Annotated in this window: 10 protein-coding genes; all 10 read left to right on the forward strand. The window is 64.7% G+C overall.

Annotated elements, in window-relative coordinates; genetic code table 11:
• Positions 1-13 precede the first annotated feature (13 nt).
• The 10 genes from nuoF to nuoN are packed head-to-tail and all read left to right on the forward strand — an operon-like array spanning position 14 to position 11,498.
• Positions 14-1,339 carry an NADH-quinone oxidoreductase subunit NuoF gene (gene nuoF / locus AC1VNY_RS27320; protein ID WP_212059977.1) on the forward strand — a complete coding sequence of 442 codons (1,326 nt, stop codon included), beginning with the start codon at positions 14-16 and terminating at the stop codon, positions 1,337-1,339.
• Positions 1,340-1,347: 8 nt separating this feature from the next.
• The gene (locus tag AC1VNY_RS27325; RefSeq protein ID WP_157787992.1) at positions 1,348-1,836 is read left to right on the forward strand and encodes a hypothetical protein; all 489 of its coding nucleotides are present in this window, start codon (positions 1,348-1,350) and stop codon (positions 1,834-1,836) included.
• Positions 1,837-1,843: 7 nt separating this feature from the next.
• Complete coding sequence (gene nuoG / locus AC1VNY_RS27330) at positions 1,844-3,919, forward strand: NADH-quinone oxidoreductase subunit NuoG (RefSeq protein ID WP_482407523.1); 2,076 nt, start codon at positions 1,844-1,846, stop codon at positions 3,917-3,919.
• 10 nt (positions 3,920-3,929) lie between these two features.
• Positions 3,930-5,000: an NADH-quinone oxidoreductase subunit NuoH gene (nuoH, locus tag AC1VNY_RS27335; RefSeq protein ID WP_028340126.1), complete on the forward strand. Its 1,071-nt coding sequence runs from the start codon at positions 3,930-3,932 to the stop codon at positions 4,998-5,000.
• Between the two features lie 7 nt (positions 5,001-5,007).
• Complete coding sequence (nuoI, locus tag AC1VNY_RS27340) at positions 5,008-5,502, forward strand: NADH-quinone oxidoreductase subunit NuoI (protein ID WP_018271854.1); 495 nt, start codon at positions 5,008-5,010, stop codon at positions 5,500-5,502.
• A 9-nt stretch (positions 5,503-5,511) separates the two neighbouring features.
• A complete protein-coding gene (locus tag AC1VNY_RS27345; RefSeq protein ID WP_253591963.1) occupies positions 5,512-6,150 on the forward strand; it encodes an NADH-quinone oxidoreductase subunit J in 639 nt (212 codons plus the stop codon).
• Positions 6,147-6,455: an NADH-quinone oxidoreductase subunit NuoK gene (gene nuoK, locus AC1VNY_RS27350; protein ID WP_016841823.1), complete on the forward strand. Its 309-nt coding sequence runs from the start codon at positions 6,147-6,149 to the stop codon at positions 6,453-6,455. Before AC1VNY_RS27345 ends, nuoK begins: the two co-directional genes overlap by 4 nt.
• Before the next feature lie 8 nt (positions 6,456-6,463).
• Positions 6,464-8,536: an NADH-quinone oxidoreductase subunit L gene (gene nuoL, locus AC1VNY_RS27355; protein WP_482407524.1), complete on the forward strand. Its 2,073-nt coding sequence runs from the start codon at positions 6,464-6,466 to the stop codon at positions 8,534-8,536.
• Positions 8,537-10,051 carry an NADH-quinone oxidoreductase subunit M gene (locus AC1VNY_RS27360; protein ID WP_482407525.1) on the forward strand — a complete coding sequence of 505 codons (1,515 nt, stop codon included), beginning with the start codon at positions 8,537-8,539 and terminating at the stop codon, positions 10,049-10,051. It abuts the gene before it with no gap.
• A gap of 10 nt (positions 10,052-10,061) precedes the next feature.
• A complete protein-coding gene (nuoN, locus tag AC1VNY_RS27365) occupies positions 10,062-11,498 on the forward strand; it encodes an NADH-quinone oxidoreductase subunit NuoN (protein ID WP_482407526.1) in 1,437 nt (478 codons plus the stop codon).
• Positions 11,499-11,548: the final 50 nt, after the last annotated feature.

The following is an 11,548-nucleotide window of genomic DNA, read 5'->3' on the forward strand; positions in this document are numbered from 1 at the left end:
GAAAGTTTTGAGCATGCTCGACGACAAGGACCGCATCTTCAAGAACCTCTACGGCCTGCATGATTGGGGCCTCGAGGGCGCGCGCCGCAGAGGCGCCTGGGATGGCACCAAGGGGATCATCGACAAGGGTCGCGACTGGATCATCAACGAGATGAAGGCGTCGGGCCTGCGCGGCCGCGGCGGCGCCGGCTTCCCGACCGGCATGAAGTGGTCCTTCATGCCGAAGGAATCCAAGGACGGCCGTCCGAGCTACCTCGTCGTCAACGCCGACGAGTCGGAGCCCGGCACCTGCAAGGACCGCGAGATCATGCGGCACGATCCGCACCTTTTGGTCGAAGGCTGCCTGCTCGCGAGCTTCGCGATGGGCGCGCATGCCTGCTACATCTATATCCGCGGCGAGTTCATCCGCGAGCGCGAGCGGCTGCAGGCGGCGATCGACCAGGCCTATGAGGCCAAGCTGGTCGGCAAGGACAACATCAATGGCTGGCCGTTCGACATCTATGTCGCGCACGGCGCCGGCGCCTATATCTGCGGCGAGGAGACCGCGCTGCTCGAGAGCCTCGAGGGCAAGAAGGGCCAGCCGCGGCTGAAGCCGCCGTTCCCGGCCAATGTCGGCCTCTATGGCTGCCCGACCACCGTCAACAACGTCGAGTCGATCGCGGTCGCACCCGACATCCTGCGCCGCGGCGCCGCCTGGTTCGCCGGCATCGGCCGGCCGAACAATGTCGGCACCAAGCTGTTCTGCATCTCCGGCCACGTCGAGCGGCCCTGCAACGTCGAAGAGGCGATGGGGATTCCGTTCCGCGAACTGATCGAGAAGCATTGCGGCGGCATTCGCGGCGGCTGGGGCAATCTGAAGGCCGTGATCCCCGGCGGCTCGTCGGTGCGCATGGTGCCGGCCGAGCAGATCATCGACACGCCGATGGATTTCGACAGCTTGAGCAAGTTGCGCTCCGGCCTCGGCACCGCGGCTGTGATCGTGATGGACAAGTCGACCGACCTGATCCGGGCGATCGCGCGCATCTCCTATTTCTATAAGCATGAGAGCTGCGGCCAGTGCACGCCGTGCCGCGAGGGCACCGGCTGGATGTGGCGCGTCCTGACCCGCATGGCCGAGGGCCGCGCCCACAAGCGCGAGATCGACATGCTGCTCGAGGTCACCAAGCAGGTCGAGGGCCACACCATCTGCGCGCTCGGCGACGCCGCTGCCTGGCCGATCCAGGGCCTGATCGCGCATTTCCGTCACGAGATCGAAGAGCGCATCGACCAGTATTCGCACAAGGCCGATCTCGACGATCAGGGCGTGCGCGATCCCATGCACATGGTTGCTGCGGAGTAATGCTGGCGATGACGCAACAGGCCGCATGGTGGCAGAAATACGGAACGCTTGCGCAGATGGCGCAGGCGACCGTGGCGCTGCTCGGCTTTGGTGCAATCCTGCTGCAGATCAACGAAATCCGCACCTCGAACCGCGCCTCCAGCGCGCGTTCGGCGTTTCTCGGCTACACCGATCTCGCATTCCAGAATCCGAAATTCGCTCAGCCCGATTACGAGGCCATCAAGGCCGGCGGCCGCGAAGAGCGGTCCCAGTATGAAAGTTTTGTCTCGTACTTCCTCTATGCCTGCGAGGAGACCTTTGCCGCATTCGCAGACAAGCGCGAATGGCAGGCATCGTGTGACTACGACCTGAAACCGCATCTGCCGTTCCTCTGCGAGAAGAACCAGGCGCAGCCTGCCTATCTCGCGACCTACGGCGCCGACACCCAGCAATGGGTGAAGACCTCATTGAAAACCGCGAGCGTCGCACCGCCCGACTGCAAGCTCGGAAAGACTTGAGACAGACATGAGCAAGATCATCGTCGATGGCAAAGAGATCGATGTGCCGCCGGAGTACACGCTGCTGCAGGCGTGCGAGGCGGCCGGCGCAGAGATTCCGCGCTTCTGCTATCACGAGCGGCTGTCGATCGCCGGCAATTGCCGGATGTGCCTGGTCGAGGTGAAGGGCGGCCCGAAGCCGGTGGCGAGCTGCGCCTGGGCCGTGCGCGACTGCCGGCCGGGCCCGAAAGGCGAGCCGCCGGAGATTTCGACCCGTTCGCCGATGGTGAAGAAGGCACGCGAAGGCGTGATGGAGTTCCTGCTGATCAACCATCCGCTGGACTGCCCGATCTGCGACCAGGGCGGCGAGTGCGACCTGCAGGACCAGGCGATGGGCTACGGCGTCGACACCAGCCGTTTCGCCGAGAACAAGCGCGCGGTCGAGGACAAGTATCTCGGCGCGCTGGTCAAGACCTCGATGAACCGCTGCATCCAGTGCACGCGCTGCGTCCGCTTCTCCGCCGAAGTCTGCGGCGCGCCGGAAATGGGCGCGACGGGTCGCGGCGAGGACATGGAGATCACCACCTATCTGGAGCAGGCGCTGAGCTCGGAGCTGCAGGGCAACCTCGTCGACATCTGCCCGGTCGGCGCGCTGACCTCGAAGCCTTACGCCTTCGCGGCGCGGCCCTGGGAGCTCGGCAAGACCCAGTCGGTCGACGTCATGGACGGCGTGGGATCTGCGATCCGCGTCGACACCCGCGGCCGCGAGGTGATGCGCATCCTGCCGCGCATCAACGAGGCGGTGAACGAGGAGTGGATCTCCGACAAGACCCGCCACGTCGTCGACGGCCTGCGCACGCAGCGCCTCGACCGTCCCTATGTGCGCGAGAACGGCCAGCTCCGGCCGGCGACCTGGCAGGAAGCCTTCGCCGCGATCGCCGCCAGGGCCGGCCGCAGCGACGGCAAGCGGATCGGCGCGATCGCCGGCGATCTCGCCGCGGTCGACGAAATGTATGCGCTGAAGGAACTGCTCGCGAAGTTCGGCTCGGTCAATCTCGCCGTGCAGGGCGGCGATGCGTTCGACGCGAAGGCCGGCCGCGGCTCCTACATCTTCAATCCGACCATTGCCGGCATCGACCGGGCCGACGCGATCCTGATCATCGGCTCGCACCCGCGCAAGGAAGCCGCGGTGCTGAACGCGCGGATCCGCAAGCGCTGGCGCACCGGCGGGCTCAAGGTCGGCATGATCGGCGCCAAGGCCGATTTCACCTATGATCACGACTATCTCGGCGCGGGCACCGATACGCTGGCCGATCTCGTGGCGGGCAAGCACTCCTTTGCCGACGTCTTGAAGAAGGCCCAGCACCCGATCATCCTGGTCGGCGCCGGCGCCTATACCAGGCATGACGGCGCAGCCGTGCTGGCGCAGGCTGCCAAGCTCGCGGTCGACGTCGGCGCGCTGAAGGACGGCTGGAACGGCTTTGCTGTGCTGCAAGATACCGCCTCCCGCGCCGGCGCGCTCGATATCGGCTTCTCGCCGGCGGCGGGCGGGCTGACCTCGGCGCAGATGACGACCTTCGGCACGCTCGACGTGCTGTTCCTGCTCGGCGCCGACGAGATCAAGGCGCCGGACGGCACCTTCGTGGTCTATATCGGCACCCATGGCGACCAGGGCGCGCATCGCGCCGACGTCATCCTGCCGGGCGCGGCCTATACCGAGAAGTCCGGCATCTACGTCAATACCGAGGGCCGGGCGCAGATCGCCAACCGCGCCGCGTTCCCGCCGGGCGAGGCCCGCGAGGACTGGGCGATCATCCGCGCGCTGTCCGACGTGCTCGGCAAGAAGCTGCCGTTCGACTCGCTGCAGGCGCTGCGGCAAGCGATGTTCAAGGCCCATCCGCATCTGATGCGGCTCGACCAGATCGAGGCCGGCAAGCCCGACGACGTCAAGGCGCTGGCAGGCAAGGGCGGCAGCGTCGACAAGGCGGCATTCAAGCCGACCGTCGAGGACTTCTATCTGACCAACCCGATCGCGCGGGCCTCTGCCGTGATGGCGGAATGCTCGCGGCTGGCGTCGGGCCGAATGCTGACGGCAGCGGAGTGAGCGTGACCTGATGGCTGAATTCTTCGCAAGCTCGTTCTGGACCGGCTTCCTCTGGCCGCTGATCATCATGGTCGCGGAGAGCCTGTTGCTGCTGGTCGTGCTCCTGATCGCGATTGCCTACATCCTGCTCGCCGACCGCAAGATCTGGGCGGCGGTGCAGATCCGCCGCGGCCCCAACGTGGTCGGGCCGTTCGGATTGCTGCAATCCTTCGCCGACCTCCTGAAATTCGTGCTGAAGGAGCCGGTGATTCCGTCCGGCTCCAACAAGGGCGTGTTCCTGCTCGCGCCGCTGGTGTCGTGCGTGCTGGCGCTGGCCGCCTGGGCGGTGATCCCGTTCGATCTCGGCTGGGTGATCTCCGACATCAATGTCGGCGTTCTCTACATCTTCGCGATCTCGTCGCTGTCGATCTACGGCATCATCATGGCCGGCTGGTCGTCGAACTCGAAGTACCCGTTCCTGGCCGCGCTGCGCTCGGCGGCGCAGATGGTGTCCTACGAGGTCTCGATCGGCTTCGTCATCATCACCGTGCTGCTCTGCGTCGGCTCGCTGAACCTGTCGGCGGTGGTCGAGGCGCAGAATACCCGCGGGCTTGCGCACCTGATCGGCCTGCCGCAGCTCACCATCCTGAACTGGTATGTGTGGCCGCTGTTCCCGATGTTCGTCGTGTTCTACGTCTCGGCGCTCGCGGAAACCAACCGTCCGCCGTTCGACCTGGTGGAAGCCGAATCCGAACTGGTCGCCGGCTTCATGACCGAATACGGCTCGACCCCGTATCTTTTGTTCATGCTCGGCGAGTATGTCGCGATCACCACGATGTGCGCGCTGGCGTCGATCCTGTTCCTGGGCGGCTGGCTGCCGCCGGTCAACCTGCCGCCGTTCACCTGGATTCCGGGCATCGTCTGGTTCGCCCTGAAGGTGTTCTTCATGTTCTTCATGTTCGCGATGGCGAAGGCGATCGTGCCGCGCTACCGCTACGATCAACTGATGCGGCTCGGCTGGAAGGTGTTCCTGCCGCTGTCGCTGGCGATGGTGGTGATCGTGGCCGGCGTGCTGCAGTTCGCCGGCATCGCGCCGAAGTGAGGCCGTCATGAGTGTCAATGTCAACGCAACAGCCCGCTCGCTTCTGCTGTCGGAATTCGTCTCGGCGTTCTTCCTTGCGATGCGTTATTTCTTCCAGCCGAAGCCGACGCTGAATTATCCCTTCGAGAAGGGCCCGATCTCGCCGCGCTTCCGCGGCGAGCACGCGCTGCGCCGCTATCCGAACGGCGAGGAGCGTTGCATCGCCTGCAAGCTGTGCGAGGCGATCTGCCCGGCGCAGGCGATCACGATCGAGGCCGGCCCGCGCCGCAACGACGGCACCCGCCGCACGGTGCGTTACGACATCGACATGGTGAAGTGCATCTATTGCGGCCTGTGCCAGGAGGCATGCCCGGTGGACGCCATCGTCGAGGGACCGAATTTCGAATTCGCGACCGAGACCCGCGAGGAACTGTACTATGACAAGGCCAAGCTGCTCGCCAACGGCGACCGCTGGGAGCGCGAGATTGCGAAGTCGATCGCGCTCGACGCGCCGTACCGGTGAGGTGAGGGCATGATCCTTTCGGCGCTGTTCTTCTATCTGTTTGCCGCGGTCTGCGTGGCCTCGGCGGTCATGGTGATTGTCTCGCGCAATCCCGTGCACTCCGTGCTGTTCCTGATCCTGGCCTTCGTCAACGCGGCCGGGCTGTTCATCCTGATGGGCGCCGAGTTCCTCGGGATGATGCTGATCGTGGTCTATGTCGGCGCGGTCGCGGTGCTGTTCCTGTTCGTGATCATGATGCTCGACGTCGACTTCGTCGAGCTGCGCGAGGGCTTCATCCAGTATCTGCCGATCGGCATCGTGATCGGCGGCATCTTCATGTTCGAGCTGCTGCTCGTCGTCGGCGCCTGGGTGATCAACCCGGCCGTGACCAAGACGATCACCGCGGCGATCCCGACCAATGTCAGCAACACCGAGGCGCTCGGCCTCGTGCTCTATACGAAGTACATCCATTACTTCCAGCTCGCCGGCATGGTGCTGCTGGTCGCGATGATCGGCGCCATCGTGCTGACGCTGCGCCACAAGGCCAAGGTCAAGCGGCAGAACATCAACGTGCAGAACGCGCGCACGCCCGAGATGGCGATGGCGATGCGCAAGGTGGCGTCGGGGCAGGGCCTGCAGGATGCCGACGCGGCGGAGTGGGTGAAATGACGATCGGGCTCGGACACTATCTCGCGGTCGCCGCGATCCTGTTCACGCTCGGGATCCTCGGCATCTTCCTCAACCGCAAGAACATCATCGTCATCCTGATGTCGATCGAGCTGATCCTGCTGTCGGTCAACATCAACCTGGTGGCGTTCTCGACCTTCCTCGGCGACATCGTCGGCCAGGTGTTCGCGCTCTTGGTGCTGACAGTGGCCGCCGCCGAGGCTGCGATCGGTCTCGCCGTGCTGGTGGTGTATTTCCGCAACCGCGGTTCGATCGCGGTTGAAGACGTCAATCTGATGAAGGGCTAGGCGCAGTTATGGTTCAGGCAATCGTATTCCTGCCTCTGCTGGGCGCCATCCTCGCAGGCATTATCTCGCTGGTCGGTGCCCATGCGCGCTGCCCGAGCGGCGACACTGTCGACCATCACGACGATGCGCATGGGGATGCCCATGCCTCCGCGGCCCATGACGATCACGGCCATGATGACCAAGGCCATGACGACCACCACGTCTCCGAACCGCCGGCGGCGGGCTCGCGCCTCGCCGAGCTGATCACCACCGGCCTGCTGTTCGTGTCGGCGGCGCTGTCCTGGTTCACGCTGGTCGATGTCGGCTTCATGCACCATGACGCGCGCGTCGTGCTGCTGCCCTGGATCACCTCGGGCGACCTGCAGGTGGCCTGGACACTGCGGGTCGACACCCTGACCGCCGTGATGCTGGTCGTGGTCAACACGGTATCGGCGCTCGTCCACCTCTACTCCATCGGCTACATGGACGAGGATCCTAACCGGCCGCGCTTCTTCGGCTATCTCAGCTTGTTCACCTTCGCGATGCTGATGCTGGTGACGTCAGACAACCTCGTGCAGCTGTTCTTCGGCTGGGAGGGCGTCGGCCTCGCAAGCTACCTCCTGATCGGCTTCTGGTACCAGAAACCGTCGGCCAATGCCGCGGCGATCAAGGCCTTCGTGGTCAACCGCGTCGGCGACTTCGGCTTCGCGCTCGGTATCTTCGCGATCTTCGCGCTGGTCGGCTCGACCGATTTCGAGACCATCTTCCATGCCGCGCCCGGGCTGACCGGCAAGGCCATCAACTTCTTCGGCTGGCAGGTCGACGCGCTGACCTTGACCTGCCTATTGCTGTTCATGGGCGCGATGGGCAAGTCGGCCCAGTTCCTGCTGCACACCTGGTTGCCGGACGCGATGGAAGGTCCGACCCCGGTGTCGGCGCTGATCCACGCGGCGACCATGGTCACCGCCGGGGTCTTCATGGTGGCGCGGCTGTCGCCGCTGTTCGAGCTGTCGCCGACCGCGCAGGCGGTGGTAATGTTCTTCGGCGCGACCACGGCTTTCTTCGCCGCCACGATCGGCCTCGTGCAGAACGACATCAAGCGCATCGTCGCGTATTCGACCTGTTCGCAGCTCGGCTACATGTTCGTGGCGATGGGAGCGGGGGCCTATTCGGTCGGCATGTTCCATCTGTTCACGCACGCCTTCTTCAAGGCGCTGCTGTTCCTGGGCTCCGGTTCGGTGATCTACGCGATGCACCACGAGCAGGACATCCGCAACATGGGCGGCCTGTGGCGCAAGATCCCGTACACCTTCGCGGTGATGTGCATCGGCACCCTGGCGCTGACCGGCTTCCCGCTGTTCGCCGGCTACTTCTCCAAGGACGCGATCATCGAGGCGGCCTATGCGGCGCATAACCCGTTCGCGACCTACGCCTATCTCTTGACCATCGTCGCCGCCGGCCTGACCTCGTTCTACTCCTGGCGTCTGATCTTCAAGACGTTCTTCGGCGAGCCGCACGACCAGAAGCACTACGAGGCGGCGCATGAGAGCCCGGTGTGGATGCTGGTGCCGATCGGCGTGCTCGCCGCCGGCTCGATCCTGGCCGGCCTGCCGTTCAAGGAGCTGTTCGTCAACCCGCACGGCGTCGAGGAGTTCTTCCGCGAGTCCGTGAAGATGAACCCGCACATCCTCGAGGACATGGAGCACATGCCGGGCTGGCTTGCGCCGCTGCCCACCGTGATGATGGCGCTCGGCCTGTTCATCTCGTATCTGTTCTACATCCGCAGGCCGTATCTGCCGGTCGAGCTCGCGCAGCAGCAGCCGATGCTGTACCAGTTCCTGCTCAACAAATGGTACTTCGACGAGCTGTACGACTGGATCTTCGTGCGCCCGGCGAAGTGGCTCGGCTACACGCTGTGGAAGAAGGGCGACGGCTTCATCATCGACGGCTTCGGTCCCGATGGCGTCTCCGCCCGCGTGCTCGACGTCACCCGCAACGTCGTGAAATTGCAGACCGGCTATCTCTATCACTACGCATTCGCGATGCTGATCGGGGCGGCCGGATTGATCACCTGGTTCATGTTCGGCTTGGGAGGCCAGTAAATGACAACCTGGCCCATCCTTTCGGTCACGACTTTCCTGCCGGCGGTCGGTGCGATCCTGGTCTATCTGCTGGCGCGGGGCGGTGACGAGGCCGCGAGCCGCACGGCGCGCTGGATCGCGCTGTGGACCACGCTGATCACCTTCGCGATCTCGCTGATCCTCGTGGCGCGCTTCGATTCGGCCTCGACCGACTTCCAGTTCGTCGAGAAGGCGTCCTGGCTCGCCACCGGCATCACCTATCACATGGGCGTCGACGGCATCTCGCTGCCGCTGATCATCCTGACCACCGCGATCATGCCGCTCTGCATCATCGCGAGCTGGAAGTCGGTGACGCAGCGCGTCGGCGAATACATGATGGCGTTCCTGATCCTGGAAACGCTGATGGTCGGCACCTTCTCGGCGCTCGACCTCGTGCTGTTCTACCTGTTCTTCGAGGGCGGCCTGATCCCGATGTTCCTGATCATCGGCGTCTGGGGCGGCCCGCGCCGGGTCTATGCGTCGTTCAAGTTCTTCCTCTACACCTTCCTTGGCTCGGTCCTGATGCTGCTCGCCATCATGGCGCTGTACTGGAACGCCGGCACCACCGACATCCCGACCCTGATGCACACCGCGGTGCCGCGGTCGTTGCAGACCTGGGCGTGGCTGGCCTTCTTCGCCTCGTTCGCGGTGAAGATGCCGATGTGGCCGGTGCACACCTGGCTGCCCGATGCGCACGTCGAGGCACCGACGGCGGGCTCGGTGATCCTGGCCGCGATCCTGCTGAAGATGGGCGGCTACGGCTTCCTGCGCTTCTCGCTGCCGATGTTCCCGCTGGCCTCGCACGACTTCGCGCCGTTCGTGTTCGTGCTGTCGGTCATCGCCATCATCTACACCTCGCTGGTGGCGATGATGCAGGAGGACATGAAGAAGCTGATCGCATATTCGTCCGTCGCGCATATGGGCTTCGTCACCATGGGCATCTTCGCGGTGACGACGCAGGGCGTCGCCGGCGGCATGTTCCAGATGGTCTCGCACGGCATCGTTTCCGGCGCGCTGTTCCTCTGCGTCGGCGTGGTCTACGACCGCATGCACACCCGCGAGATCGCGGCCTATGGCGGCCTCGTCAACCGGATGCCGCTCTATGCGCTGACCTTCATGGTCTTCACCATGGCCAATGTCGGTCTGCCGGGCACGAGCGGATTCGTCGGCGAGTTCATGACGCTGCTCGGCACCTTCAAGATCTCGCTGCCGACCGCGTTCTTCGCCACCACGGGCGTGATCCTGTCGGCCTGCTACGCGCTCTGGCTCTACCGCAAGGTGGTGTTCGGCGCGCTGGTCAAGCCGTCGCTGATGTCGATCAAGGATCTCACCTTCCGCGAATGCGTGACGCTGTTCCCGCTGATCGCGCTGACCATCCTGTTCGGCGTCTACCCGAAGCCGGTGCTCGACATGTCCGCCGCCTCGGTGCAGCAGCTCGTCAACAATTACCAAACCGCCGTGACTGCCGTGAAGGCAGCCGCGCTGACCGTCCAGTAAGGCCCTCGTCATGAGCTTTTCCAGTGCAGGTTATCAGTTGCAGCCGGTGCTGCCGGAGCTGGTGCTCGCGGTCGGCGCCATGGTGCTGTTGATGATCGGAGCCTATCGCGGGCAGGGGACGACGCGGCTCGTCACGGCGCTCGCGATCTGTCTCCTGGTGCTGACCGGCGTGCTGGAGCTCTGGCTGCCGGCGGGCAAGCTCGTGACCTTCGGCGGCAGCTTCATCGTCGACGACTTCGCCCGCTTCCTGAAGGTCCTCGCGCTGATCGCCTCGGCGGCGACCCTGGTCCTGTCGACCGAGTACCTGTCCCAGCCGTCGAGCCGCAACTTCGAGTTCTCGATCCTGGTGCTGCTGTCGACGCTCGGCATGATGGTGCTGATCTCGGCCGGCGATTTGATCTCGCTCTATCTCGGCCTCGAGCTGATGAGCCTTGCGCTCTACGTCGTCGCCGCCAGCCAGCGCGACAACGCCAAGTCGAGCGAGGCGGGCCTGAAGTATTTCGTGCTTGGCGCGCTGTCGTCAGGCATGCTGCTCTACGGCGCCTCGCTGATCTACGGCTTCACCGGCACGGTCAGCTTCGCCGGCATCGCCGCGGCGGCAACCACCGGCAGCACCGGCATCGTGTTCGGCCTGGTGTTCCTGCTCGCCGGCCTCTGCTTCAAGGTCTCGGCGGTGCCGTTCCACATGTGGACGCCGGACGTCTATGAGGGCGCGCCGACGCCGGTGACCGCGTTCTTCGCGTCCGCCCCGAAGGTCGCGGCGCTCGCGGTGTTCACCCGCGCGACGCTGACCGCGTTCCCGGGCATCGTCACCCAGTGGCAGCAGATCCTGGTGTTCGTGGCGATCGCCTCGATGGCGCTGGGCTCGTTCGCCGCGATCGGCCAGACCAACATCAAGCGCCTGATGGCCTATTCCTCGATCGGCCATATGGGCTTTGCGCTGGTCGGCCTCGCCTCCGGCACGGTCGAGGGCGCCCAGGGCGTCCTGATCTACATCGCGATCTATGTCGCGATGACGCTCGGTTCCTTCAGCATCATCCTGGCGATGAAGCGCAACGGCCAGGCGCTGGAGCAGATCAGCGATTTCGCCGGCCTGTCCCGCACCAACCCGCTGCTCGCCTTCATCTTCGCGATGCTGCTGTTCTCGCTGGCCGGCGTGCCGCCGCTCGCCGGGTTCTTCGGCAAGTGGTACGTGTTCGTCGCCGCGATCAAGGCCAATCTGTTCACGCTCGCCGTGATCGGCGTGCTGACCAGCGTGGTGGGCGCGTTCTACTATCTGTCGATCGTCAAGGTGATGTATTTCGACCAGCCGCTCGGCAAGCTCGACCCGGTCCGCGTCGAGCTGCGCACCGTGCTGGCGGTCGCAGGCATCTTCAACATCTTCTTCTTCGCCTATCCGGGTCCGCTGGTGAGCGTGGCCACGGCGGCGGCCAAATCACTATTTTGACGCATGCGGTTCCGAAATCGGGATGCTGGCTTTCGGAACCAATCATGCGC

The sequence above is a fragment of the Bradyrhizobium ferriligni genome (assembly GCF_056837965.1).

Bases quoted from the DNA above. Each gene is read 5' to 3' on its own strand.
- AC1VNY_RS27345 (WP_253591963.1), top strand. From the start codon at position 5,512: ATGATCCTTTCGGCGCTGTTCTTCTATCTGTTTGCCGCGGTCTGCGTG.
- nuoF (WP_212059977.1), top strand. From the start codon at position 14: ATGCTCGACGACAAGGACCGCATCTTCAAGAACCTCTACGGCCTGCAT.
- nuoI (WP_018271854.1), top strand. From the start codon at position 5,008: ATGAGTGTCAATGTCAACGCAACAGCCCGCTCGCTTCTGCTGTCGGAA.
- AC1VNY_RS27325 (WP_157787992.1), top strand. From the start codon at position 1,348: ATGACGCAACAGGCCGCATGGTGGCAGAAATACGGAACGCTTGCGCAG.
- AC1VNY_RS27360 (WP_482407525.1), top strand. From the start codon at position 8,537: ATGACAACCTGGCCCATCCTTTCGGTCACGACTTTCCTGCCGGCGGTC.
- nuoL (WP_482407524.1), top strand. From the start codon at position 6,464: ATGGTTCAGGCAATCGTATTCCTGCCTCTGCTGGGCGCCATCCTCGCA.
- nuoK (WP_016841823.1), top strand. From the start codon at position 6,147: ATGACGATCGGGCTCGGACACTATCTCGCGGTCGCCGCGATCCTGTTC.
- nuoH (WP_028340126.1), top strand. From the start codon at position 3,930: ATGGCTGAATTCTTCGCAAGCTCGTTCTGGACCGGCTTCCTCTGGCCG.
- nuoN (WP_482407526.1), top strand. From the start codon at position 10,062: ATGAGCTTTTCCAGTGCAGGTTATCAGTTGCAGCCGGTGCTGCCGGAG.
- nuoG (WP_482407523.1), top strand. From the start codon at position 1,844: ATGAGCAAGATCATCGTCGATGGCAAAGAGATCGATGTGCCGCCGGAG.